Below are 21,432 nucleotides of genomic sequence, written 5' to 3'. Positions count from 1 at the left end.
TTCCGGATCCTTGGCGGTGACTCTCCGCCTCCACCCACCCCTATGTGGGCGCGGCTACGGGATTCAAGAGTCCAAGGCCGCTTTATGCGCGATCGCGGGACAATCCGCCGCCACCGGGCGAGCCCAGCGCAGCGCCCAGCACTTGGGCGGTGGCTTCCACCAGCGGAATCATCCGGTCGTAGGCCATCCGCTTGGGGCCGATCACCCCCAGCACGCCCAGCACCTGGCCATCGGCCGAATACGGGGCGGTGACCAGCGAGACGCTTTCCAGCGGCATCACCCCGGTCTCCTCGCCAATGAAGATGCGCACTCCCGGGGCCTGGATGGTGCGTTCGAGCAGCTGGAGGATCTCACGCTTGCTGGCGAACACGTCGAACAGCTCGCGCAGGCGCTCCAGGTCGGACAGGTCCTGCACGCCCATCAGCCGGGTCTGCCCGGCCAGCACCATGTCGTCGGCCGGCGGCACCATGGCCTGCTCGGCCAGCTCGATGCTGTGCGCCAGCAGCTGCTCCATCTCCGACTGCGCATCGCGAAGCTCCAGCAGCAGCCGGGCCCGGATCTCGGCCAGCGGCCGCCCGGCGCAGTTGGCGTTGAGGTAGTTGGCGACCTGCTCCAGCTCGCCCGGATCGAAGCTGCGGCGCGGCTCGATCACCCGGTTCTGTACTTCGTTGTCGGCAAACACCAGGATCGCCAGCACCCGGCGCGCGTCCAGCGCCACGAAATCGATGTGCCGGAACGCGAACTGTTCCCGGCGCGGGGCACTGACCACCCCGACGAAATGGCTCATCGCCGAGAGCAGCTCCGAGGCACTGCCGAGCAGGGCCTGGGTGCCGGTGCCGGTGGCCAGCTCGGTGCGCAGGCGGCTGAGCTCACCCTCCCCCGGCGGCTGCATCTTGACCAGGCTGTCCACGAACACCCGGTAACCGTGCGCGGTCGGCACGCGGCCGGCCGAGGTATGCGGCGAGCTGAGCAGGCCGAGGTCTTCCAGGTCGCCCAGGATGTTGCGGATGGTGGCCGGGCTGACATCCAGGCCGGCATGCCGGGCAAGGGTCTGCGAGCCGACCGGCTCGCCATCCTGGATGTGGCGCGCGATCAGCGTCCGCAGCAGATGGCGGGCACGCGGGGCGAGATGGGACGCGGAAGGGTGCATGGAATCAGCCTGTGAGACGCCCACTTAGATAATGGCTGCACGGGGCATTGGCAAGTCATTGGAGACGCCCCCTGCCCATGCTAGCTTGCGCGGCTTGGAGACGCCCCTCGTGTACAACGTAGACCATGCTTAGACATCTATCGATCAAGGATTTCGCGGTCGTCCGCGCCACCGAGCTGGAATTCGGCGCCGGCATGACCGTGGTCTCGGGTGAAACCGGCGCGGGCAAGTCGCTGATGGTGGACGCGCTGGGCTTCCTGTCCGGGCTGCGCGCCGACAGCGGCGTGGTCCGCCACGGCGCCGCCCGCGCCGAGCTCTCGGCCGAATTCGCGCCGCCGGCCGATGCGCCGGCCCGCCAGTGGCTGCGCGACAACGAGCTGGACGACGAAGAACAGTGCCAACTGCGACGGGTGATCCGCGCCGATGGCGGTTCGCGCGCCTTCATCAACGGCCGCCCGGTGACGCTGACCCAGCTGACCGAGCTGGCCGGCATGCTGGTGGAGATCCACGGCCAGCACGAACAGCAGGCCCTGCTCTCGCGCCCCTCGCAGCTCTCGCTGCTGGACGCCTTCGCCCGCAACGACGCCGAGCGCGCCCAGGTCCGCCAGACCGCGGCACGCTGGCAGGCGCTGGTGGACGAAGCCGAGGCGCTGTCGCGCCAGGGCGATGTCAGCGACCGGATCGGTTACCTGGAGCACCAGCTGAGCGAACTCAAGCGCGAAGACCTGGACCCGGCCTCGATCGCCACCCTGGGCAGCAGCCACCGCCGCCAGGCCCATGCCAGCGCGCTGATCGGCGCCTGCGACGTGGCCGTCAGCCGCCTCAACGGCGACGACGAGGTCTCGGTGCTGCAGCTGCTGCAGCAGACCCGGCATGATCTGGCCCGCGTGGCCGAGCACGACAGCCGGCTCGGCGAAGTCGATGCCCTGCTCGACAGCGCCGCCATCCAGCTGGACGAAGCGCTGTCCCTGCTTGATCGCGTCCACGACGACCTGGATGCCGACCCCGAGCAGTTCGAGGACATCGAGCGCCGCCTGGGCCGCCTGCACGACCTCGCCCGCAAGCACCGCGTGCCGATGGAAGCGCTGGGCGAGCACCGCGACGCCATGGAAGCCGAAGTCGAGCAGCTGCGCGGTGCCGACGAGCGCCTGCAGGCCTTGGCCGGCGAGATCGACCGTGCCGCCGGCCAGTGGACGACCGTGGCCGAGGCGCTCAGCGCCAGCCGCCGGAAGGCTGCCAAGGCCCTGTCGGACACCACCACCACCCTGATCGGCGAGCTGGGCATGGGCGGCGGTCAGTTCCTGATCGATATCGAGCCGCAGAGCGTGGTCAAGCCGGACCCGAACGGGGCCGAGCGGGTCGAGTTTCTCGTTGCCGCCAACGCCGGTCAGCCGCCGCGCGCCCTGCGCAAGGTGGCCTCGGGCGGTGAACTGTCGCGCATTTCGCTGGCGATCGAAGTGGCGGCGCTGGGCCTGGATGCCGTGCCGACCATGGTCTTCGACGAAGTCGATTCGGGCATCGGCGGCGCCGTGGCCGACATCGTCGGGCAGAAGCTGCGCGCCTTGGGCGAGAAGCGTCAGGTGCTGTGCGTCACCCACCTGCCGCAGGTCGCCTCCAAGGGCCACGCCCACTACCGGGTCAGCAAGGCCCCGGTGGACGGCATGACCCAGAGTGCGGTCGAGAAGCTGGACACCAAGGCCCGCGAAGAAGAGCTCGCGCGGATGCTGGGCGGCGTGGAAGTCAGCAAGGAAGCCCGCGCCGCGGCGCGCAAGCTGTTGCAGGTTTGAGGGTGGGTACCGACCCACGGTCGGTACCTGCCGGCCCCGACCCGGTAGTGCCGGCCGCTGGCCGGCTCCCCGCGGACCCGGTTCCGCCCGCGGCATCCCCCCGCCCCCTCACCCCAACGGCTGGGCCAGATCCACCCGCGCAACCAGAAAATCCAGCAGCGCGCGCACGCGCAGCGGCAGGTAGCCGCCCTGCCCCTGGAACACCGCGTGCACCTCCTCCAGATCGCCAGGGTTGGCCGATTCCAGCACCGGCAGCAGGCGCCCGGCCGCCACATCGGCCTGCACCTGGAACGCCGCCAGCCGCGCCATGCCCACGCCACCGAGCACCAGCCTGCGCAGCGCCTCGCCGTCGCTGGCGCGTGCATTGCCCTGGGTGGGCACGACCTGCCGCTCGCCATCAACGACCAGTGGCCAGCCGGCCTGCGTACGCGGATGCCCGATGTCGAGCCGGTTGTGGGCCAGCAGCGTATCGGCGTCCTGCGGCAGGCCATGCCGGGTGGCGTAGCTGGGGGCGGCCACGATCATCATCCGGGTCGCGCCCAGTCGCCGTGCAACCAAACTGGAGCTTTTCAGCGGGCCGGCGCGCACCGCCACATCGGTGCGCTGCTCGAGCAGGTCGATCACCTCGTCGGTCAGCACCACGTCCACGCCGACCCGCGGGTGCAGCGCGAGAAAGTCCGGCAGCAGCGGCAGCAGGAAATGCTGGCCAAACGGCACATTGGCATTCACCCGCAGGCGCCCACGCGGTTCGGCATGGGCGCTGGCACAGCGCTCGGCTTCATCCAGATCGGCCAGCACGCGCAGTCCGCGCTCATAGAAGGCGCAGCCCTCCTGGGTCAGCTGCAACTGGCGGGTGGAGCGCTGCAGCAGGCGCGTGCCCAGCCGCTGTTCGAGCCGCGAGACCAGCTTGCTGACCGCCGAGGGGCTCAGGTCCAACGAACGCGCAGCCGCTGAAAACCCGCCGGTTTCGATGACCCGGACGAACACTTCCAGTTCGCCGGAACGGTTGATGTCGGTGCCTGCCATGGGATGAATCCAGTTCACAGATGATTGTCCGCAGGCAGTCTAGTTCACAGGTACCCCGAAGATCACCATCGCATTTCCTCTCCCACGGATCGCCCGATGAATACCTTCGCCCGCCTTACCGCCACCGCCCTGCTGGCCACCGCCGGCACCGCGGTTGCCGCCCCTGCGCCCACCTGGGTGGCCAGCTGGCAGGCCAGCCCGCAGCCGGTCTGGGGCGCAGATTTCCTCTTCCCCACGCTGATCCCGACGCACCTGGAGGCGCAGACCTTCCGCCAGACCGCGCGCCTGAGCCTCGGCGGCCGCCAGCTGCGGGTGCGCCTGAGCAATACCTATGGCGAGCAACCGCTGCGGATCAGCGCGGCCAGCGTTGCCGCCGGGGCTGGCCAGCCGCCCCTGGCGCTGTCCTTCGAGGGAAGCGCGGCGACCGTGATCGCCCCCGGTACCGAGCGCCTGAGCGACCCGCTGGCGCTGGCGACCACCGATCTCCAGGCCGTGCAGGTGAGCGTCTACCTGACCGAGCGCACGCCCCTGCGCAGCTTCCACTGGGAAGGCCGGCAGACCGCCGCGTTCGCCACTGGCGACCAGACGCTCGCCCCGACGCTGGCCACCTCCTCGACCACCACCGCCCGCCTGTTCGTCTCGGGTATCGATGTGCAGGCCGCCGCAGGCGCCCGCAGCGTGGTGGTGATCGGTGACTCGATCACCGATGGCGCGACCGCCAGCCTGGACCGCGACCAGCGCTGGACCGACCACCTCGCCGCACGCCTCGCGCCGCAGGGCGTGGCCGTGGTCAACGCCGGCATCTCGGGCGGCCGCCTGCTCCGCGATGGCATGGGAGAGGGCGGGCTGTCCCGCTTCCAGCGCGATGTGCTCGATCAACCCGGCGTGGCCAGCGTGATCGTGCTGCTGGGCACCAACGACATCGGCTGGCCCGGCACCGCCTTTGCCCGCTCCGAACCTGCGCCGACCCTGGCCGAACTGCAGGCCGGCTATCGCGCCCTGGTGGATCGCGCCCATGCCCGGGGCGTGCGCATCGTCGGTGCGACCCTGCCGCCGTTCGCGGGCGCCCTGCCCGGCACGCCGCTGGACAACTACTACCAGCCCGACAAAGACGCGCTGCGCCGCCAGCTCAATGCCTGGCTGCGGCAGGTCAGCCCGTTCGATGCGGTGATCGACCTCGACGCCGCCCTGCGTGACCCGGCCGATCCGGCGCGGATGGCGCCAGCGTTCGATTCCGGCGACCACCTGCACCCGGGCGATGCGGGCAACCGGGCGATGGCCGACGCGGTGGACCTGCAGGCGCTGCTGCCCGGCCACGTGCCGGTCACGACACCCTGACAACGAAAAACCCCCGGGCCGGGGCGCGGGGGTTTGATCTGCAGCGTGCCCTGCCCAGGCCGGTCGTCACGACCGGCCGGGCGCCATCACCGGCGCTTCTTGCGCACGTACAGGACCAGCGAGTGCTCTTCCAGTTCGTAGCCGTGGTCGGCTGCGATCTTGCGCTGCAGCTCCTCGATCTCGTGGCTTTCGAACTCGATGATCTTGCCGCTGTCCACGTCGACCATGTGGTCATGGTGACCCCCGCGGTCCAGCTCGTAGACGGCCTGGCCACCTTCGAAGTTGTGCTTGAGCACCAGGCCGGCCGCCTCGAACTGGGTCAGAACCCGGTAGACCGTGGCCAGCCCGATCTCATCACCGTGCTCCAGGAGCTGGCGGTAGATGTCTTCGGCGGTCATGTGGTGGCTGGCATTGCGCTGCTCGAGCAGCGACAGGATCCGCATACGCGGATGGGTCACCTTGAGGCCGACTTTGCGCAGGTCGTGGGTTTCCATAGTTCTCCGTTCATTGGCGATTTAGCGCCAGCTGCCTCGGATTGGGTCGCGGCGACACGTCGGGAGTGTATCATCGACTCGATTTCCCCAAACGCCATTCCCCGATGCGCAATCTCCTGCTGGTCGCCGCCGTTGCCCTGTCCACCACGGGCTGCGGCATCATTTACAAGCAACCCATCTATCAGGGCAACCTGATCCGGGAGCAGGCCGTCGGTCAGCTGCAGGTGGGCCAGAGCAAGCAGCAGGTCAACGCCCTGCTTGGCACGCCCTCCATCCCGGACCCGTTCCACGCCCAGCGCTGGGATTACACCGCCAGCCAGCGCGTGAACCGGGTCGGCAAGACGGAAGTGAAGAACTTCACCGTCTACTTCGAAAACGACGCGGTCACCCGCTGGGACGGCGAGTACTTCGCCAGCGACGACGCCCAGCTGGCCCGCAGCACGCTGCGCCAGTTCGGCCGCAACCTGCCCAAGGACAAGAAGAAGCGCGGCCGCTGAGGCCCGCGTTCTTCACTCAGCTGCCGGCGCGGGCGCGTCGGCGGCGGTTGTCTTTCGGGTCGGCCAGCAGCGGACGCAGCAGTTCGACCCGGTCGCCCTCGCGCAGCACCTGATCCGGCTTGGCCAGCAGGCCATGCACGGCCACGGCCGGGCACTGGCCGCTGCCCTCGATGCCGGCCAGCGCGATGGCCTCGGCGACGGTGGTGCCCTCGGCGAGGGTCAGCACCTTCAAGGCGGCCCGATCGGGCCAGGCCAGCACCACCTCGACCGTGATCACGGCTCAGTCCTGGGCGTCGGCGACGCGGACGAAATCATTGACCATCCGGTCGGCCAGGCCCTGGAAGCCCAGCGCGAGAGCCGGACCGAGCAGACGTGAGGTCGGCTCGAACTCCAGCGTCAGCGTGACCTTGCAGGCATCTTCGGCCAGCGCATGGAATTCCCAGCGACCGTGCAGGCGCTTGAACGGCCCGTCCTTGAGCTGCATATCGATGCTGTGCGGGCGTTGCAGCGTGTTCTCGGTCATGAACCAGGTGGAGAACGAACCGAAGCCCAGATCCAGGCGCGCGACCAGGCGGTCCGGGCCGGACTCCAGGATCTGCGAGGCCGAACACCAGCGGAAGCGGCGCGGATAGGCGTCAATATCATTGACCAGGTCGAACATGCGGGCAGCCGAATGTTCGACCAGGGCACTACGGCGGATAGTTGGCATGCGATACAGATGTCTGATGAATCGACCGGGCGTGCCCGAATCGGAGACAATAGGGAAATGAGCAAGAACAGCGGCAAGGATAAAGCAAAGGGCGCGACGGCCAACAAAACCATCGCACTCAACAAGCGTGCCCGGCACGAGTACCACATCGAAGATCGCTTCGAAGCCGGCCTGGCCCTGCAGGGCTGGGAGGTCAAGTCGATCCGCGCCGGGCGCGGCAACATCATCGATGCTTACGCCTACGTGCGTGATGGCGAGATCTATCTGATCGGTGCGCAGATCACCCCGTTGATCCAGGCCTCCACCCACGTGGTGGCCAACGACCGCCGGGACCGCAAGCTGCTCCTGCATCGCAACGAGATCGACAAGCTGATCGGCAAGGTGCAGCGCGACGGCTACACGATCGTGCCCACCGCGATGTACTGGAGCAAGAACAAGATCAAGCTCGAGATCGCGCTGGCCAAGGGCAAGCAGACGCACGACAAGCGCGATGCCGAGAAGGACCGCGACTGGGCGCGCGAGAAGTCGCGCACCATGCGCCGGCACAACCGCGACGCCTGATGGCCCCGGTGTCGCCCGCGCCTACGATCACGCCAGCCAGCGCCGAAGACACCCGCGCGGTGTTCGCCGGCCTGCTGGCTTTCAACCAGGCCGCCAGTGGCGATGCGTTGGACGACCAGCCAGTCAACAGGGTGATCCACGATGCCACCGGCCGGGTGGTGGCCGGGATTGCCGCCGACGTTTGCGGTGGCTGGCTGATGGTGCATGCGTTGTGGGTGGACGCCAGCCAGCGTGGCCAGGGGTTGGGCCAGGCGCTGCTGGCCGATGCCGAGCAGCAGGCCCGCACGCTCGGCGCACACGCGGTGACGCTGGACACCTTCTCCTGGCAGGCCGAGGGCTTCTACCTCAAGCAGGGCTATGAGGTGTTCGGCCGGCTGCAGGACTTCCCGCCCGGGCACCATCGCCTGTACCTGCGCAAGCCGCTGTAACGCCCTGCCCGGGCGCTGCCAGCGCCACGTATCGCCAAGGCCGACCTGACCCTGCGGCCCCGGCAGGACAGTGATCTTTCCCCGCCAGGCCCGCGCAGCTGTCAGAATCCCCGCATTGATACGGAAAGGATCCGCGCGTGACACTTGAAACTACCCCGGCACCCGCACTGGCGGCGGACGAACTGACCACCCTGCGCGCCGACGTGGCCGCGCTGGAGTTCATCTTTGACGAACTCGCCCGCGCGATGGACCCGGCCGCGCTGCTCAAGGTGCTGACCTACCTGATCCGCAACGCCAAGCGCGTTGCCTCGGAAACGCAGAGCTACGACACCCTGGAGCACCGCCGGCTGGTGGCCCAGGTGGAATCGCTGATGGCCCGGGTCGAGCCGCAGGCCAAGAAGCAGGCGATGGCCGTGCGCAATGAGCACAACCGCCTGAAGAAGGAAAAGGCCCGCCACAAGGCCGACAGCCGCCGCCAGCTGCAGAAGTAAGCGGCAGACCGGCAAGGTGACTGTTCAGCCGGATTGGAGTAGCATCCATTCCGTCAAGTAGACGTCCGGCGCTGTTTTCCGGATGAAGTGCGGTTCTTGAAGAAACCGGGGGTGCATTGGTTTCGACGGGGGTTGTGAAGTTACTTGGTGCATGCCGAGGGGGCAGCTTTCCTCGTTAATCCAGCAGCAAACTTTTAGTTGCCAACGACGACAACTACGGTTCGAACGACTTCGCAATCGCTGCCTAAAAACAGCTTTAGCGTTTAGTTCTACAGCCGCCTTAGGCGAACCCCCGAACCTACTTGTGCCCGTGCTCGTAGATGTAGGGTCATTATCACGGAACCGGTTGTGATGGCTGCCTGTCAGTCACGACTTAACTAAAGCAGGCTGGTCCTGGGGTGCGCTTTGCACACCGTGCTGCCACAGGATGAGATCCAACGGTGAGCTAAGCATGTAGTACCGGGGATGGAGTGCCTTCGGACGGCGGTTCAATTCCGCCCACCTCCACCATTAGACGGTCCCACAAGGACCACAGAAAGCCGGAACCTCCCGTCAAACAAGGGGTTCCGGCTTTTTTGTTGTCCGGGGTTGTCCGGCCTGTTCCGTGGCAGCCTATGAGACGGTGGGGGTATATCTAGGGATATCCGCCCTACCCCAAAACCCGATACCCCCATGCCTCTGACCGACGCTGCCATTCGTCGCGCCAAGCCTGCCGACAAGCCACAGAAGCTTGCTGACGGCGGCGCCCTGTTCCTCCTGATCACTGTTGCAGGCGCCAAGAGCTGGCGCTGGAAGTACCGCGTCGCCGGCAAGGAGAAGCTGCTGACGCTGGGCCTCTACCCCGACGTCAGCCTGGCCAAGGCGAGAGAGGCACGGTAGGACGCGCAGCGCCTGCTGACCAGCGGCGTGGACCGGAGCGAACACCGCAAGGCCGCGACCGCCTCCCGTGCCGCGGCGGACGGCGAGAGCTTCGAGGTCATCACCCGGGAGTGGCTGGTTGGCCGCCCCTGGGTGCCGGCCTATGGCAAGAAGGTGATCGCCTGGTTCGAGAAGGACGTGTTCCCATACATCGGTGCCCGCCGCGCCGGTGGCGGCCGCGACTGTTTCAGTGCTCACCATGGTGTCTCCGTGGTTGGTAGCAGCGGCCAGATTCGAACGGGCGACCTCCGGGTTATGAGCTCGGCGAGATGCCTCTTCTTCACGCTGCAATAGGTGCCCGCCCCTCTACCGGCTGGTGCGAAGTGACATGGTTGGTCCGGGGGGCCGCGGGCGTAGAAGGCCGATTACCACCGCCGGATAGGCACATTGGCCGGGGTCATGGACCCAGCCCAGTTTCCGCCCAGGAATGGATGTGCCGGCCCCTGTCGCCTCACGGCGAGGATGGCGGGCCTGGTCGCACGGTGGTCAATCGGTGTTGGGGCCCCTGAACGCAGAAGCCCCAGCGCAGGGCCGGGGCTTCAGGGACAATTCTTGACAGTTGCAGAATCAGACCACTTACGACGTCACTGTCAATCGTCGCGTGGCGGCTCGCCAACCGCGGAATTCAGTTGCCGCAACCTTGCCGATACCTCATCAAGTGCCCTTTGCACTTCTGTTTTGGTTTGAGCCTCGCGCACTTTTCTTTCCTTCTCAAGCTTCCATTCTTCATAGGTTGGCGGCCGCCCGCTCGCGCCGACGCCTTGTCTCGTTAGCCTCTTCTGCAGCACTGAGACTCGTCGATCAGCGAGCTCAACTTGAGTGGTTAGAATCTTTACTTGGTCCTGTAGTCGCTGTCTTTCGGCTGCACCCTCGGCAGCCTGCTCAAGCTTAACTTGCGCTTCCCTTAACTCCGCAACAGCTGCTTCGCGGAGCTCATCCGCTTCGGTAATCCGACCAATCAGAGTACTGAAATCAGCGGTCGGAACGATGTCGCCCCAAGTCTCCATGGCGCTGGTGGCCTCCTCTTGAATCCGCTTGCAGAACTCAATCGCCTCCTCATAGTTGCGCTCCGTAACTTCCGGATTTGTACAAATATGCGCGCGATTGGCAAGGAACTTTCTAAGCCTTTGCTCAAAGGCCGCAGTCTGAACAAGCATCAGCTTTAGGCCTCTAACTGCAACCTTTCCTCGAGCCGATAGCACACCTTGTCCCGATGATTCGGCAATAAGATTTGTCACCCTGGCGCCAAGAACGCCACTGGCAGTCGCAAGAAGAATCTGCACCACCGCGTTTACGCTACCCGATAACCCACTCTGCCCGATGGCAAACAACGCCACTGACACCACAACGAGAATTAATGTCCACGGCTCAAGAATCAAATCCCGAAACTTTCGCCACTGCTCGCGGGTCGGGCTCGCTACCCTCATTGGGTCACGTGCATTCGTACGAGAAGAACCAAACAGCCCCCTGATCCACCCAAACATCCTTCGCCCCCGCTCCTTATGCCGCTATGCGGCCTCGGCACCAGTCTATGGCTTTCCCACGCTCGTATCGATACTGCCGTAAGGACAGCGACCCGCCGTACTGCTCAGCGACCAGCGGATCGTCATTGCGCATCGCGCAGTCCCTCTAGTACAGCAGCGTCGAATCGGAACAGGGGCAGGCGCCCGTCGGTGTCGCAGCTGCCTTGCCGCGCGGTGAAGCCCTTGCAGTGGTAGCCCTCAGCGCCCCGCTGCCGGAACTGGCAGGCCCAGCACCGACCATGCAGACGCAGCTGCAGGCGGCATCGTTTGCGCAGCCACAGATTGCTGATCGCCTCGCTGTGGGTCATGCAGCCAGGCCATCCAGCAGAGACGGTGCGGCGGCCACGCGCGTCGCCCAATAGCGATTTGCGCTGATGGGATATGGAAGGATCAGATGGATGCTCATCGGGCCCTCCGGCGCGCGGCGGCGTTCTCACTGTCCTGCGCCAGCCAGCCTAGATCGTGCTGCTCGTGGAGGTCGCGTACCAGCTTGGTTCTGCCCTAGTACGGGTTGGCGCTGCGCGGCTTCCCACGCGGCGTGCTGTCCGTCCCTGTTCGTGGGCAGTGGCGTATCGCTTCTCGTCGTTCATGCTGCTGCGTCCCTCGGTGCTGACTGCTGGAGTAGTTGATCCTGGCAGGCCTGCCATGCCTCAGTGCCGCGACCGGGCAGCGCGTCGAGGGTCCACATGCGGAACTCGCGCGCCTGCTCCTGGAAGCTGGGCCCGAACAGGGCGTACATGGCCCGCTCGTTCTTACCGGGCAGCGGGATGCCTTGGTGGTCGCCCATGGCGACCACGGCGTGCTGGCCGATCTGCTTCTGGCCGTGCAGTTCGCCGATATTCCAGTGGTGGATACGGACCGGGCCGCAACTGATACCGCGCTGCAGGCCGGCGGCGTGCCGCCAGCGGCAGACCACGCAACCGAGCCCGCGGGCGGGGCGTTGATACGTCTGTTCTGCTTTGGTCGGGGCCTTGATCGCTCGACGCGTTACAGACTCCCCTCCTTGGAAGCCTATTGCACTTCGGTACCCGCACCGTGATGATTTGATTCGTCCGAACTCGGGGATAAACATGGATTGCATCTATAATTGCGCCGATGCCGCAACAGGAACTGATTGGGCTGCATGGGTGCAAGCGGTGGGCAGCGTCGTGGGCATTGCCGTCGCGGTTTATGTACCTTGGCGCCAGCGCCAGCACCTTATTAACGACGAAAAGCGGCTCCGCCAGGACAAGATCAAGTTAATGCGGATCGCCCTCGAAGCTGCCGCTCGCCAGTACAAAGGCAGTCTGGTGGCGGCATTTCATTTCCTTGAGAAAGATCTCGTCGCCCGAAAGCAAGTTCCGGAAGACGGCCCGCGGCGGCCAACTGAGTTCGATCAGTTCCGGCCCGACTTGTATTTGCTGGGAGACCTAGGCGAGCAAGTCAACAGGCTGATCGCATCTCACACGACCATGGAAGGTGCGTTCAAAGCGATTAACTCGACACCTAAACTCAGTAAAGAGTTCTTGGATTTCTCTCGCAAACAGTTCCCAGAACTGATTGACCTTGCGAACGAAGTGGCCTGCCAACTTCGCCAGTAACGGTGCGATCATGCTGCTCTCCACCGCTGCTGACCATTGACCATCAGCCAGAACTCCGAGCGCACCTCGTCGAGCATCACGTGGCCGTATTGCTCGCCAATCCAAGCCGTGATGCCATTGAAGAAGGCGCCGAGGGCTTCCTCTTCGACCAAGTCGAACGCAGCGTTAAACACTTGTCATGGGGGCCCGCCGTGCAGGAGGGCCGCCTTCGCGACCTCGGAGTCAGCAAGCCCGACTTCGTGTGCGGCTCGCTCGCACTGGCGCTGCACGAAAGCCAAGTCCCTGGAGATCAAAGGCAGCGTATCTACGATGAACCAATGAGCCTCACCGAGTGCCTCTTCGCTTTCGTTCTCTCCTCTCTTCCTGCAAGCCTCCTGCAGCATCTGGCACATGCCAAAGCCGCGAACCAGACAGGCTCCAGTTTTCCGATCCAAATAGTGAACTCGCTCCATTACAGTCTGGGTGAGCGGGAAGGTAAGTCTATCCAGACTATCGAAGACGTCGTCTCGATAGGGCTTCGATCTCATAAAATGTATCTGGCTAAGAGGCGCGGTCATGTGCTCGACCAGAGCGTCGATGAGAGTGCGATTGCCGGCAACTTCCCCAGTAATCTGAACGAGCACGAGAAGTCGCTCTGTCTCATCACGAGTCGTCTGGCGCGCGTGCTCACGAGTGGCTATATCAACTGCCACGGCAGTTGCTTGATTTGCAGACTTGCCAAGCCGGAAGGTGACGAACCCGAGGGTGCCCGTCGTGACGACGGCGGCAAATCCGGCTCCTGCGGCCCAGGCATCCCAAATGGGATTGCAATGTTGGCTTACCCACCAGCATCCGAACAGCGTCTCCAAGAAGTCCATCTCCCACCCTCTCATCCAGTTGGCAACATTCTGTCACGGAGCTACGCCATGGGTGACGGGCTGCAGCCAACCTTCTTCTACGCCATCTAGCTCACCGGGCACGATCTGGCCAGCATGAGCGGGGTCGACCTTGCAGTTGGCAGGCACCGCGACCGTCCGCGCATGGGAAGCCCGAGGCTTGGCCCTGCACCACCTCGCCGCCGGCGACATGGCCGAGGCGAAGGCAATGACCGCCGCTCGGTCCGCCGACCGCCGTACTCGCCCCCCTGGAACGAATCAGCCGCGCACCGCGGCGAAGGAGACAGGATGACCAGCAACGTGCAGCAGCTCACCCCGCGCCGCCTGCTCCGCAGAGGGGAGGTCCAGGACCGGGGTCGGCGTGTCGAAATCGACCCTCTATTCGCGCATTTCGGTCGGATCCTTCCCGAAACCGGTCACCTTGGGGAGCTCGGTTAGGTGGGTGGAATCGGAGGTCGAGGCCTGGATTTCGGGGCGTGTTTCGGAGCGGGATCATGGCAACGAAACTGGGGTACGGCTGGGGGTACAGACCCCACTTCCGGCGCGCCGCCCCTTGCCGCGGAAGGCTCGGTCGCACGAGTAAGGTAGAGCCCACCTCCACCATTAGACGGTCCCATAAGGACCACAGAAAGCCGGAACCTCCCGTCAAACAAGGGGTTCCGGCTTTTTTGTTGCCTGCCGCCCCGTCAATGCTCAGGGCGAGGCAGGCACTGGCGCCGGAAACATCGTACGCAACGCCTGCAGGGCCGCCGGGTGATAGATCGTGGCGTGGGTCTCGTCCGGCATCGGCTGGTATTTCACCAGCAGCGAGGGCGAGGCCTGCTGCAACAGTGCCGAGAACTGCAGCGTGCTGGCCGCCAGTTGCGGCTGCCCACTGCTGGCCAGGAACACCCGCGGCTGCGCTTGGCGGACAGCCGCCAGTTGCTTCGGTGCATCGGCCAGCAACTGCCCCCGGTTCCACCACAGGCTGGGGTCGAGCGCGATGTAGCTGTTGAACAGAGTGGGTTCCTGCAACAGCGTTTCGACCACGAACAGACCGGCCAGCGATTCTCCGATAAGCGCCCGCTCGTCGGTGGTCGCATAGCGCTGGCGCACTTCCGGCATCAGTTCGTCGCGCAGGAACTCCCGGTACGCAGCTGAACCGCCGACGCGCGGGGCGATCTTCCGGTCTTCTGGGTCGCTGCTGGGGCCGGTCATGTCACGGCGACGCCCGGTGTTCTCGATGCCGACCAGCAGGAACGGCCGGATGCTGCCGTTGCCGGACAGCACCTGCACCAGCCCCGCCACGTGCAGGAAATCCTCGGCGATACCGCCGTCGGGCATGTAGATGACCGGGAGCGGCGCCTTCGGGTCCAATCCCCAGGGCTGCGGGCGGTACACGTTGATGCGTCGGGTCTCACCCAGCGCCGTGGAGTGCACGGTGAACGTTTCACCGATGACCAGCGGCGAGCTGGGTGCGGACTGGGCCGGCTCGGCGGCCAGCGAGGGTGCAACGGACCCGGTAAGCAGCAACAGGGACAGCACGAACAGGCGCATGGCGGGATCCATCAAGGGCAGGCAGCGAGCATAACCGCCGCACCGCCGGAATCGTTTCGACTGGCGTGGCTGAATCGCCCGGATCGATACGCGTGCCTCACGGCAAGGTAAATTTTCGCGCCATCCGCAGCGGCCACACCGAGGTGAACTGCGCGCCACCCACCAGCCGGTACGCGGCGGACACACTATGCAGCACCCCCATCGCCTCCAGCACATCCTTGGTCTTCCGGAACGTCGGGCGCGGATCCGCAGTGAACATGAAAAGGTTGATCTCTTTCGCGCTGACGTCATAGCCGTCCAGCGTCGCGGCCTTGCCGAGCGCGGCGGTCAGGTCGGCCTCCAGCGTGGCCAGGAATGCCTCATCCTCCAGCGACTTGCGCCAGAACTTGATCACAAGCTGGTAATCCATCAGGCGGACCCGTCATTCAAGAAGTGAACCGCCAAGGTTACCCGCATGACGGAAATCGCGCTGTGTTTGAAGCGGCGGCAATCATCTGCGCCAGCCGGTCGGCGATGGCCTGCCCTACCTCCGGCGGCAGGCGCGAGCGCGACAGTGCTTCGAACACCCACATGCCGTCGGCGGCGAGCTTGGCGATGAACAGGTCCAGCGCGGCCGGGTCGCTCAGGTCCTGCGGGGTCGGCGGCGACCAGCGCTCGGCCACGGTCGCCCAGGGCTGCACGTTCTCATCCGTCGCCGCCGCGTCGAACATCAGCTGGAGTTCGGCGCGCGTAGCGGTCTGCACACAGGTCAGTGCGTAGGCCTGGTAGCGCTCGGTGGCATCGGCGGCCTCGGCCGGCTTGCCGGCCACCTCGATCAAGCTCGCTTCCCACACGCCGGCCAGGTGCTGATGGATGCCCTGGAGCAGCGCGTCGCGCGAGGGGAAGTGGTACAGCAGCCCTCCCCTGGCGATGCCGGATTCGGTGGCGACCGCCTCGAAGGTGAGCGCGGTGATGCCGTCGCGTTCGATCACGCGGACGGCGGCATCAAGGATGTTGGTTCGGTTGCTCGGGCGCATGGAGTCAGTGGGCCTGGGAAACAGTGGTGGCGCTGCCGGGGCCGTGACGGCGCAGCAGAATGCCGGTGACGACGGTGCCGACCAGGAGCACGGCGGCGATCACATACAGTACCCAAACATAGCTGGCGTCGTAGGCGCTGGCGGCAGCGCCGAGCCACCCTGCATCGGCACCGGGCTGCGCGGCCAGGGCGAACGCCTGCTGGATGCTCTCACCCGCAGCGGCGTCCACGCCGTCCGGAAGCGACACGGTTGCCGAGTACAGCGCGGCAATCAGGCTGCCCAGCAGCGAGACCGCGAACAGGCTGCCGAACTCGTAGGACACCTCCTCCACCGAGGACGCCATGCCGGCGCGGTGCGGCGGCACGTTGCCGATGATGGCGGTGGAAGCGACCGAAATGGTCGCGCCCATGCCCAGCCCGGTGAGCAGCAACCCGGTAATGGTCCAGCCCAGGTCGCTACCGAAGGTCACCGCGACCAGCAGCACGCCGGCGGTACCCACGCCGAGCCCACCGGTGATGAGCGGCAACAGCCCGACGCGGTGCAGGAACGCGCCGCCGAAGATCGCGCTGGGCAGGCAGCCGAGCGCGACCACCGACACCAGCAGACCGGCCTGCAGCGGCGTGTAATCGGCGACCAGCTGGAAGCGCTGGGTGGTCAGCAGCTGCAGGCCGGCGATGGCGAACATCGCGAAGGCCGCCGAGAGCACACCGGCCAGGAACGGCGCATTGCGGAAGATCGCCACATCAAGCATGGGATACGGCAGGCGACGCTGGCGACGCAGGAACAGCACCAGACCCACGACGAAGACCAGCGCCGCGCCCGCGGCCAGCGGCCCGTTCGGCGGCGCATGCGCGATTTCCTTGATCGCCACCACCAGGCCGGACAGCGCGACCAGACTCAGCAGCGAGGAAATCAGGTCCCACGGCTTGCTCGCATCGGGCGTGCCGTGCGGCGCGAACAGCACGGCGCCAACCATCGCCAGCAGCACGATCGGCACGTTGATCAGGAACACCGAACCCCACCAGAAATGGGCCAGCAGCACGCCGCCGACGATCGGGCCGATCGCGCTGCCAATGATGGAAATGCAGCCCCAGACCGCGATCGCCAGATTGCGCTCGCGCTCATCTGCAAAGGTCAGGCTGATCAGCGCCAGCGTGGCCGGCATCATTGCCGCGGCACCCACCGCGAGCAGCGCGCGGGCGCCGATGAGCAGGTTGGCGTCCGGCGCGAACGCAGCCAGCAGCGAGGCGATGCCGAAGATCACCAGGCCGATCAGGAACATACGGCGGTGCCCCAGCCGGTCGCCGAGGGTGCCCGCGCCGAGCAGCAGGCCGGCCATGACCAGCGGATAGGCGTTGATGATCCACAGCCCCTGCAGCGACGTGGCGCCGAGTTCGGCGGTCAGGGTGGGCAAGGCGGTGTAGAGCACCGAGTTGTCGAGCGTGATCAGCAGCAGGCCGGCGGCCACGGTGAGCAACAGGCTCCAGCGCTGGGTCTTGGTGGGGGTCATGGGGAGCGAACGTTTCGGGCGGGCAGTAACTATACAGGACGTCCTGTTTGGTTATGGCGCCCCACGCCGACGGGTTCAGCCTGCGGCAGGCGGTGCCGTGCGCAATCGCGGGCGTGGCCGGTCTGCGTGGCGATTGGCGTTGGTCACATGGCAGGGAGGCTCACCCGCGCAGGTACGCCTGCCCGGTATGCAAGGTGTCGGGGATCGCTATGGACGGACAGAAAGAGGCATTTCGGCAGGCACACGCCGAGTTGGAGCAGTGCTGGACGCGCGGCCGGTCGGCGGCCGAGCGATGGGCGGTGTACGACGGTATCCACGACCGGCTGGTAGCGCAGTGGCCGGGCGATGCCACCCGCATCGTCGGCATGATGGTGATGTGGGTCACCGAAATACGCGGCACCTGCCCGTCGCCCCATGGCGTTGCCGAGCCGGGACGGAGCGAGGTCCTGCGGCTGCGTGCCTCCCGGATCGATTCCTGAGCGCCGTGCCGGCTGGGTTACGGTGCGGTCGGCTGGAAAGGCGCGTTGCGCCCGGCCACTTCCATGTTGATCGCATTGATCAGGGCCGACACGGCCGTCGCCAGGCGGCGGCTGTCGGCGATGGAGCCGAAGAACAGGATCGAGGTGCCGTCCAGTTCGACCCCGGCCAGGCCGAGCTCGCCCTTGAGCGCGGCGACGCGTTCGTCGAACAGCTTCAACCAGTGGGCATCGGGGGCGACATCCAGCATCGCCACGATCGCCTCGTCCGCACCATGGTCGACGATGGTCTGCAGGGTCGGGACGTCGAAACCCAGCAGGCGTGGCACGCTGCTGTCGGGAAGAGGAATGCTCATGCGGGCATGGTAGCCGGTAACCCGCTGCGGTGCCCGACGGCGACTGGCGATGGCTGAAGCGTTGTGATTGCCCATGACGCACAAAGGCCCGGCCAGATCGGCCGGGCCCCCGGTGCGTCATGCCTGGCCTTATTCTTCCTGGTCGCTTTGCTGGCCCGAGCGCTGGCCCTGCTGATCCTGCTGTTGCTGCTGCTTCTGGGCGTCACGGTCGCGCTGATCCTGCTGATCCTGCTGGCCCTGCTGCGGGGTGTTGCGCTGCGGATCGTTCTGACCCTGCTGCGGGTTCGGGGTGTTGGCCATTGCCGTATCTCCGGTGTTCGGCATCGAAGTGGTGCCGGTGAAACCACGCTAGGCCTGCCCGCGTTACCCATGTGTGCGTGGCGGGCGGCGCGCCCTGCACGCGCCGGGCACCTGCGTAAACAATTCAGAACGTATTGGAAAGCGATACCGAGAGAGCACGGTGCGTTCACTGCCCGGTAGCGGCGATCTGCAGCGCATCGACAGTCCCTTGATGGGCGCGCGCTCATGCTCGCGACGAAAGGCCCTTGCCGGGCCCCCACCGAGGATGTGCCATGACGCCGCTCCGCTCGCTGCTGTTGACCGCCCTGCTCGCCCTGACGCCGATGCTGGCCACCGCGGCGGACAAGGTCACCACCACCCCCGTGCACTTCACCAAGGGCGCCAGCAGCGCCACCCTGCGTGGGACGTTGTCCGGTTATGACACCGTCCGCTACATGATCGCCGCGCGCGCCGGCCAGACCATGGCGGTCACGATCGACGGCAGCCCCAATGCCAATTTCAATGTGTTCGCGCCCGGCGTAACGCCCGGCCAGGGCGAGGCCCTGGGCAGCAACGACGAGACCCGGCGCTGGAGCGGCACCCTGCCGTCCACCGGCACCTATGTGGTGCAGGTCTACCAGATGCGTGCGCAGGCGCGCCGGGGTGAGAAGGCACCGCACAGCCTGACCGTCGCCATCCGCTGAGGCCAGCCCCGGGTATCCTCGGGGGTGTCGGTTTCGTCCACGCAAAGGGCCCGGGATGGACTTCCTCAAACTGCTGCGGTCGCTGGAAGAGTTTCTCTACGAGCTGTGCACCTGGTTTCTGTTCTTCCCGCGCACGCTGTACCGCGTGGTGGTGCATCCGCGGCGGATGGCCCAGTACGTGGATACCGAGCTGAAGGAAAAGCTGGAGCGCCAGTTCGACGATGCGATCAGCCCGCCGATGTTCCTGATGCTGTCGGTGCTGGTCGCTCACGGGGTGGAGCTGATGCTGCACCAGCAGGTGGTCGGCACCGGTGCGCTGTCGCGTTCGATTTTCGGCAACGAGGAAAGCCTGCTGCTGTACCGCTCGATCACCTTCGCCATCTGGCCGCTGGTGACCACCACGCACCTGCTGCGGCGCAAGCATGTGCCGATGACCCGGGAGTCGCTGCGCCGACCGTTTTTCATGCAGTGCTACCTGACCGCCCCGTTCGCGGTGACGTTGTCCACCAGCATGGTGTTCGTACGGCTGCCCGGCGAGCTGTCGACCGTGCTCGGCACTGCGGTGGGGGTGATCGCCGCGCTGTGGTATGCGGTGGTCCAGGCCGGCTGGCTGAAGGTCGCGCTTCAACGCTCCTGGTTGAACACGATCCTCTCCACGGTATGGGTGCTGCTGCTGGGATCGCTCATCAACCTCACGATCGGGGTGATCCTGCTGTCGAATTGATCCGACCGGCGCCCCGCCCAACCGCCATGTCGCGCATATCCTTTCCCCGCCCTTCCATGCGACCCTTTGGGAACGTTTTCATGGAATGGAGGGATTCCACATGCTGTTTCGTTTCCACCGGCCCGCGCTGCTGGCCCTGATGATGTTCGCCGCCCCGCTGGGCAGCGCCTGGGCGCAGGCACCGGACGCGTTGAAGGTCATGTCGTTCAACGTGCGCACGCCGGCCGATACCGACCCCGGCAAGCGCTGGGAAGACCGCCGCGATGCGATGGTCACGCTGATCCGCGAACAGAAACCCGAGGTGATCGGCACCCAGGAGCTGGTGCGGAAACAGGGCGAGTACCTGGTCGCGCACCTGCCCGGCTACACCCTGTTCGGCAGGGACCGCCGCGGCGGCAACGCCGACGAACACATGGGCGTGCTGTACGACAGCGCGCGCCTGAAGGTGCTCGAATCAGGCGACTTCTGGCTCTCCGATACACCGGATGTGCCGGGCAGCATCACCTGGGGCAACCTGTTCCCGCGCATGGTGACCTGGGCGCTGTTCCAGCGTCAGGCCGATGGCCAACGCTTCTATCTGTTCAACACCCACCTGCCCTACCGCGAGGAAGATGAGCCGCGCCGCGTGCTCGGTGCGAAGCTGATCGTCTCGCGGCTGGCAACGCTGCCCAAGGACATCCCGGTCGTGATCACCGGCGATTTCAACAGTGAGCCCGGCAGCGACACCTACAAGGCCTTCACTGCCGCATTGGGCGATGCCCGCGAACTCGCCGGCAAGGTCGAAGGCCCGCGCCTGACCTTCCACGATTTCACCGGCAAACCGACGGTGGAACTGGACTGGATCCTGGTACGCGGTTTCAGCGTGGACCGTTTCAGCACGCTGGACCAGAAACCCGGTGGCGTGCTGCCTTCGGACCACTACCCGGTCCAGGCCGAGCTGCGGTTCCCCGCATCGCCGCCGACGGGCCGGTAAGCAGACGCGCGATGGGCGGTCACCGCACCGTCCATCGGCTTGCGTATGGCCGCACTGCGGCCCTGCGCTTTCACCCCGCCGATTACGGCTGCCGCTCATCGATCTGCTGCAGCAGCTGGTAAAGCGCCTGATGCTGCTCGCGTGCCTGGCAGATCCGCGCGCCGATGGCGATGAACACACCGGTGGCGATCAGGCCGATCTCGAACAGGCCTTCGGTCAAACGGGCGAATCCGATGGCGACCACGATGATCGCGGCGACCAGCAGCGCGATGACGCCGCGCGAAAGCCCCGCGCCGGATCCCATGCCCGGCTCCTGCACACGCGGACGGACAGGACGCCACTGATTGGGTTGCATGCGGGCCACTCCAGAGAACAACCCACGCTTGTAGCATCGTGCATCGGCACCGTGCAGAGGCAAAGCCGTCAACCGCGACGCCCTGCGCAGCGGATGTGACGGCTGTTGCCATTCTTGCAGGGACGG

General features: G+C 66.0%; 30 protein-coding genes and 1 other RNA gene. 16 read left to right on the top strand and 15 right to left on the bottom strand.

Translation table 11 applies throughout. The features are described from left to right. Window positions 1-82 precede the first annotated feature (82 nt). The gene (gene hrcA / locus BIZ42_RS17290) at window positions 83-1,150 is read right to left on the bottom strand and encodes a heat-inducible transcriptional repressor HrcA (protein ID WP_019183158.1); all 1,068 of its coding nucleotides are present in this window, start codon (window positions 1,148-1,150) and stop codon (window positions 83-85) included. Between the two features lie 125 nt (window positions 1,151-1,275). Here hrcA and recN point away from each other — a divergent pair, with 125 nt between their 5' ends. Further along, window positions 1,276-2,937 carry a DNA repair protein RecN gene (gene recN / locus BIZ42_RS17285; RefSeq protein ID WP_070427166.1) on the top strand — a complete coding sequence of 554 codons (1,662 nt, stop codon included), beginning with the start codon at window positions 1,276-1,278 and terminating at the stop codon, window positions 2,935-2,937. Between the two features lie 108 nt (window positions 2,938-3,045). On the opposite strand, the gene BIZ42_RS17280 is transcribed toward recN, so the two are convergent. Next, window positions 3,046-3,963, bottom strand: a complete 918-nt coding sequence (locus BIZ42_RS17280; protein WP_070427165.1) for a LysR family transcriptional regulator — start codon at window positions 3,961-3,963, stop codon at window positions 3,046-3,048. 96 nt (window positions 3,964-4,059) lie between these two features. Between BIZ42_RS17280 and BIZ42_RS17275 the strand changes: the two genes are divergently transcribed. Next, window positions 4,060-5,301, top strand: coding sequence for an SGNH/GDSL hydrolase family protein (locus BIZ42_RS17275; protein WP_070427164.1), 1,242 nt, complete (start codon window positions 4,060-4,062; stop codon window positions 5,299-5,301). An 86-nt stretch (window positions 5,302-5,387) separates the two neighbouring features. On the opposite strand, the gene fur is transcribed toward BIZ42_RS17275, so the two are convergent. Beyond that, window positions 5,388-5,795 carry a ferric iron uptake transcriptional regulator gene (gene fur, locus BIZ42_RS17270; protein WP_019183162.1) on the bottom strand — a complete coding sequence of 136 codons (408 nt, stop codon included), beginning with the start codon at window positions 5,793-5,795 and terminating at the stop codon, window positions 5,388-5,390. Window positions 5,796-5,899: 104 nt separating this feature from the next. On the opposite strand from fur, the gene bamE reads away from it, so the two are divergent. Further along, window positions 5,900-6,292, top strand: coding sequence for an outer membrane protein assembly factor BamE (gene bamE / locus BIZ42_RS17265; protein WP_019183163.1), 393 nt, complete (start codon window positions 5,900-5,902; stop codon window positions 6,290-6,292). A 16-nt stretch (window positions 6,293-6,308) separates the two neighbouring features. On the opposite strand, the gene BIZ42_RS17260 is transcribed toward bamE, so the two are convergent. Together BIZ42_RS17260 and BIZ42_RS17255 are read right to left on the bottom strand one after the other, a co-directional pair. Continuing rightward, window positions 6,309-6,569, bottom strand: coding sequence for an RnfH family protein (locus BIZ42_RS17260; RefSeq protein WP_070427163.1), 261 nt, complete (start codon window positions 6,567-6,569; stop codon window positions 6,309-6,311). Window positions 6,570-6,572: 3 nt separating this feature from the next. Then, a complete protein-coding gene (locus BIZ42_RS17255) occupies window positions 6,573-7,001 on the bottom strand; it encodes a type II toxin-antitoxin system RatA family toxin (protein ID WP_026069778.1) in 429 nt (142 codons plus the stop codon). Between the two features lie 57 nt (window positions 7,002-7,058). Here BIZ42_RS17255 and smpB point away from each other — a divergent pair, with 57 nt between their 5' ends. The 6 genes from smpB to BIZ42_RS19900 all read left to right on the top strand — a co-directional run bounded on the left by smpB (window position 7,059) and on the right by BIZ42_RS19900 (window position 9,693). Then, complete coding sequence (gene smpB, locus BIZ42_RS17250; RefSeq protein ID WP_019183166.1) at window positions 7,059-7,562, top strand: SsrA-binding protein SmpB; 504 nt, start codon at window positions 7,059-7,061, stop codon at window positions 7,560-7,562. Further along, window positions 7,562-7,990, top strand: a complete 429-nt coding sequence (locus BIZ42_RS17245) for a GNAT family N-acetyltransferase (protein WP_070427162.1) — start codon at window positions 7,562-7,564, stop codon at window positions 7,988-7,990. Before smpB ends, BIZ42_RS17245 begins: the two co-directional genes overlap by 1 nt. A 137-nt stretch (window positions 7,991-8,127) precedes the next feature. Further along, window positions 8,128-8,481, top strand: a complete 354-nt coding sequence (locus BIZ42_RS17240; RefSeq protein WP_019183168.1) for a hypothetical protein — start codon at window positions 8,128-8,130, stop codon at window positions 8,479-8,481. A 107-nt stretch (window positions 8,482-8,588) separates the two neighbouring features. Continuing rightward, window positions 8,589-8,991, top strand: a transfer-messenger RNA (tmRNA) gene (gene ssrA / locus BIZ42_RS17235). 162 nt (window positions 8,992-9,153) lie between these two features. Beyond that, window positions 9,154-9,360 (top strand): Arm DNA-binding domain-containing protein, encoded by a 207-nt coding sequence (locus BIZ42_RS19905; protein WP_070427161.1) that lies wholly within the window; start codon window positions 9,154-9,156, stop codon window positions 9,358-9,360. A gap of 27 nt (window positions 9,361-9,387) precedes the next feature. After that, window positions 9,388-9,693, top strand: coding sequence for a hypothetical protein (locus BIZ42_RS19900; protein WP_172838059.1), 306 nt, complete (start codon window positions 9,388-9,390; stop codon window positions 9,691-9,693). Between the two features lie 296 nt (window positions 9,694-9,989). On the opposite strand, the gene BIZ42_RS19625 is transcribed toward BIZ42_RS19900, so the two are convergent. The 3 genes from BIZ42_RS19625 to BIZ42_RS17210 form a co-directional block, all read right to left on the bottom strand. Continuing rightward, complete coding sequence (locus BIZ42_RS19625) at window positions 9,990-10,883, bottom strand: hypothetical protein (RefSeq protein ID WP_156785777.1); 894 nt, start codon at window positions 10,881-10,883, stop codon at window positions 9,990-9,992. Window positions 10,884-11,005: 122 nt separating this feature from the next. After that, on the bottom strand, window positions 11,006-11,230 hold the full coding sequence (locus BIZ42_RS17215) for a hypothetical protein (RefSeq protein WP_070427159.1): 225 nt from the start codon (window positions 11,228-11,230) through the stop codon (window positions 11,006-11,008). A gap of 278 nt (window positions 11,231-11,508) precedes the next feature. Beyond that, complete coding sequence (locus BIZ42_RS17210) at window positions 11,509-11,994, bottom strand: hypothetical protein (RefSeq protein WP_156785776.1); 486 nt, start codon at window positions 11,992-11,994, stop codon at window positions 11,509-11,511. Here BIZ42_RS17210 and BIZ42_RS17205 point away from each other — a divergent pair. The 3 genes from BIZ42_RS17205 to BIZ42_RS19395 all read left to right on the top strand — a co-directional run bounded on the left by BIZ42_RS17205 (window position 11,993) and on the right by BIZ42_RS19395 (window position 13,960). Further along, on the top strand, window positions 11,993-12,502 hold the full coding sequence (locus BIZ42_RS17205) for a hypothetical protein (RefSeq protein WP_156785775.1): 510 nt from the start codon (window positions 11,993-11,995) through the stop codon (window positions 12,500-12,502). The genes BIZ42_RS17210 and BIZ42_RS17205 overlap by 2 nt on opposite strands. Window positions 12,503-12,582: 80 nt before the next feature. Beyond that, window positions 12,583-13,449 carry a hypothetical protein gene (locus BIZ42_RS19620; RefSeq protein WP_156785774.1) on the top strand — a complete coding sequence of 289 codons (867 nt, stop codon included), beginning with the start codon at window positions 12,583-12,585 and terminating at the stop codon, window positions 13,447-13,449. Between the two features lie 289 nt (window positions 13,450-13,738). Further along, on the top strand, window positions 13,739-13,960 hold the full coding sequence (locus BIZ42_RS19395; protein WP_083279889.1) for an AlpA family phage regulatory protein: 222 nt from the start codon (window positions 13,739-13,741) through the stop codon (window positions 13,958-13,960). Between the two features lie 110 nt (window positions 13,961-14,070). Here the strand turns inward: BIZ42_RS19395 and BIZ42_RS17195 are convergent, their stop codons facing one another. The 4 genes from BIZ42_RS17195 to BIZ42_RS17180 all read right to left on the bottom strand — a co-directional run bounded on the left by BIZ42_RS17195 (window position 14,071) and on the right by BIZ42_RS17180 (window position 17,439). Then, window positions 14,071-14,913: an alpha/beta hydrolase-fold protein gene (locus BIZ42_RS17195; RefSeq protein ID WP_070427155.1), complete on the bottom strand. Its 843-nt coding sequence runs from the start codon at window positions 14,911-14,913 to the stop codon at window positions 14,071-14,073. Between the two features lie 97 nt (window positions 14,914-15,010). Further along, window positions 15,011-15,322 carry a hypothetical protein gene (locus BIZ42_RS17190; RefSeq protein WP_070427154.1) on the bottom strand — a complete coding sequence of 104 codons (312 nt, stop codon included), beginning with the start codon at window positions 15,320-15,322 and terminating at the stop codon, window positions 15,011-15,013. 37 nt (window positions 15,323-15,359) lie between these two features. Next, window positions 15,360-15,929, bottom strand: a complete 570-nt coding sequence (locus tag BIZ42_RS17185) for a TetR/AcrR family transcriptional regulator (RefSeq protein ID WP_070427153.1) — start codon at window positions 15,927-15,929, stop codon at window positions 15,360-15,362. 4 nt (window positions 15,930-15,933) lie between these two features. Then, window positions 15,934-17,439, bottom strand: a complete 1,506-nt coding sequence (locus BIZ42_RS17180; protein ID WP_070427152.1) for an MFS transporter — start codon at window positions 17,437-17,439, stop codon at window positions 15,934-15,936. 209 nt (window positions 17,440-17,648) lie between these two features. Between BIZ42_RS17180 and BIZ42_RS19615 the strand changes: the two genes are divergently transcribed. After that, the gene (locus BIZ42_RS19615) at window positions 17,649-17,918 is read left to right on the top strand and encodes a hypothetical protein (RefSeq protein WP_156785773.1); all 270 of its coding nucleotides are present in this window, start codon (window positions 17,649-17,651) and stop codon (window positions 17,916-17,918) included. A gap of 17 nt (window positions 17,919-17,935) precedes the next feature. Here BIZ42_RS19615 and BIZ42_RS17170 read toward each other — a convergent pair whose 3' ends face one another. Together BIZ42_RS17170 and BIZ42_RS19715 are read right to left on the bottom strand one after the other, a co-directional pair. Then, window positions 17,936-18,271 (bottom strand): hypothetical protein, encoded by a 336-nt coding sequence (locus BIZ42_RS17170; protein WP_037553151.1) that lies wholly within the window; start codon window positions 18,269-18,271, stop codon window positions 17,936-17,938. 129 nt (window positions 18,272-18,400) lie between these two features. Then, entirely contained in the window at window positions 18,401-18,571 is a 171-nt protein-coding gene (locus BIZ42_RS19715) for a hypothetical protein (protein WP_019183216.1), read from the bottom strand. Between the two features lie 272 nt (window positions 18,572-18,843). Between BIZ42_RS19715 and BIZ42_RS17165 the strand changes: the two genes are divergently transcribed. The 3 genes from BIZ42_RS17165 (at window position 18,844) to BIZ42_RS17155 (ending at window position 20,951) form a co-directional block, all read left to right on the top strand. Beyond that, complete coding sequence (locus BIZ42_RS17165) at window positions 18,844-19,254, top strand: g-type lysozyme inhibitor (protein ID WP_070427150.1); 411 nt, start codon at window positions 18,844-18,846, stop codon at window positions 19,252-19,254. 55 nt (window positions 19,255-19,309) lie between these two features. Further along, window positions 19,310-19,978, top strand: coding sequence for a hypothetical protein (locus BIZ42_RS17160; RefSeq protein ID WP_070427149.1), 669 nt, complete (start codon window positions 19,310-19,312; stop codon window positions 19,976-19,978). Window positions 19,979-20,078: 100 nt separating this feature from the next. Next, window positions 20,079-20,951 carry an endonuclease/exonuclease/phosphatase family protein gene (locus BIZ42_RS17155; RefSeq protein ID WP_070427148.1) on the top strand — a complete coding sequence of 291 codons (873 nt, stop codon included), beginning with the start codon at window positions 20,079-20,081 and terminating at the stop codon, window positions 20,949-20,951. An 82-nt stretch (window positions 20,952-21,033) separates the two neighbouring features. Here BIZ42_RS17155 and BIZ42_RS17150 read toward each other — a convergent pair whose 3' ends face one another. Then, a complete protein-coding gene (locus BIZ42_RS17150) occupies window positions 21,034-21,255 on the bottom strand; it encodes a membrane protein (RefSeq protein WP_019183220.1) in 222 nt (73 codons plus the stop codon). Between the last annotated feature and the right edge of the window lie 177 nt (window positions 21,256-21,432).

The sequence above is a fragment of the Stenotrophomonas sp. LM091 genome, from assembly GCF_001806305.1.
Lineage (GTDB): Bacteria > Pseudomonadota > Gammaproteobacteria > Xanthomonadales > Xanthomonadaceae > Stenotrophomonas > Stenotrophomonas bentonitica_A.
This window is presented reverse-complemented; position numbering and strand designations above follow the sequence as displayed.

Coding starts and splice junctions, on each gene's coding strand:
- hrcA (WP_019183158.1), bottom strand. CDS start 1,150: ATGCACCCTTCCGCGTCCCATCTCGCCCCGCGTGCCCGCCATCTGCTG.
- recN (WP_070427166.1), top strand. CDS start 1,276: ATGCTTAGACATCTATCGATCAAGGATTTCGCGGTCGTCCGCGCCACC.
- BIZ42_RS17280 (WP_070427165.1), bottom strand. CDS start 3,963: ATGGCAGGCACCGACATCAACCGTTCCGGCGAACTGGAAGTGTTCGTC.
- BIZ42_RS17275 (WP_070427164.1), top strand. CDS start 4,060: ATGAATACCTTCGCCCGCCTTACCGCCACCGCCCTGCTGGCCACCGCC.
- fur (WP_019183162.1), bottom strand. CDS start 5,795: ATGGAAACCCACGACCTGCGCAAAGTCGGCCTCAAGGTGACCCATCCG.
- bamE (WP_019183163.1), top strand. CDS start 5,900: ATGCGCAATCTCCTGCTGGTCGCCGCCGTTGCCCTGTCCACCACGGGC.
- BIZ42_RS17255 (WP_026069778.1), bottom strand. CDS start 7,001: ATGCCAACTATCCGCCGTAGTGCCCTGGTCGAACATTCGGCTGCCCGC.
- smpB (WP_019183166.1), top strand. CDS start 7,059: ATGAGCAAGAACAGCGGCAAGGATAAAGCAAAGGGCGCGACGGCCAAC.
- BIZ42_RS17245 (WP_070427162.1), top strand. CDS start 7,562: ATGGCCCCGGTGTCGCCCGCGCCTACGATCACGCCAGCCAGCGCCGAA.
- BIZ42_RS19905 (WP_070427161.1), top strand. CDS start 9,154: ATGCCTCTGACCGACGCTGCCATTCGTCGCGCCAAGCCTGCCGACAAG.
- BIZ42_RS19625 (WP_156785777.1), bottom strand. CDS start 10,883: ATGTTTGGGTGGATCAGGGGGCTGTTTGGTTCTTCTCGTACGAATGCA.
- BIZ42_RS17215 (WP_070427159.1), bottom strand. CDS start 11,230: ATGACCCACAGCGAGGCGATCAGCAATCTGTGGCTGCGCAAACGATGC.
- BIZ42_RS17205 (WP_156785775.1), top strand. CDS start 11,993: ATGGATTGCATCTATAATTGCGCCGATGCCGCAACAGGAACTGATTGG.
- BIZ42_RS17210 (WP_156785776.1), bottom strand. CDS start 11,994: ATGTTTATCCCCGAGTTCGGACGAATCAAATCATCACGGTGCGGGTAC.
- BIZ42_RS17195 (WP_070427155.1), bottom strand. CDS start 14,913: ATGCGCCTGTTCGTGCTGTCCCTGTTGCTGCTTACCGGGTCCGTTGCA.
- BIZ42_RS17190 (WP_070427154.1), bottom strand. CDS start 15,322: ATGGATTACCAGCTTGTGATCAAGTTCTGGCGCAAGTCGCTGGAGGAT.
- BIZ42_RS17185 (WP_070427153.1), bottom strand. CDS start 15,929: ATGCGCCCGAGCAACCGAACCAACATCCTTGATGCCGCCGTCCGCGTG.
- BIZ42_RS17180 (WP_070427152.1), bottom strand. CDS start 17,439: ATGACCCCCACCAAGACCCAGCGCTGGAGCCTGTTGCTCACCGTGGCC.
- BIZ42_RS19615 (WP_156785773.1), top strand. CDS start 17,649: ATGGACGGACAGAAAGAGGCATTTCGGCAGGCACACGCCGAGTTGGAG.
- BIZ42_RS17170 (WP_037553151.1), bottom strand. CDS start 18,271: ATGAGCATTCCTCTTCCCGACAGCAGCGTGCCACGCCTGCTGGGTTTC.
- BIZ42_RS19715 (WP_019183216.1), bottom strand. CDS start 18,571: ATGGCCAACACCCCGAACCCGCAGCAGGGTCAGAACGATCCGCAGCGC.
- BIZ42_RS17165 (WP_070427150.1), top strand. CDS start 18,844: ATGACGCCGCTCCGCTCGCTGCTGTTGACCGCCCTGCTCGCCCTGACG.
- BIZ42_RS17160 (WP_070427149.1), top strand. CDS start 19,310: ATGGACTTCCTCAAACTGCTGCGGTCGCTGGAAGAGTTTCTCTACGAG.
- BIZ42_RS17155 (WP_070427148.1), top strand. CDS start 20,079: ATGCTGTTTCGTTTCCACCGGCCCGCGCTGCTGGCCCTGATGATGTTC.
- BIZ42_RS17150 (WP_019183220.1), bottom strand. CDS start 21,255: ATGGGATCCGGCGCGGGGCTTTCGCGCGGCGTCATCGCGCTGCTGGTC.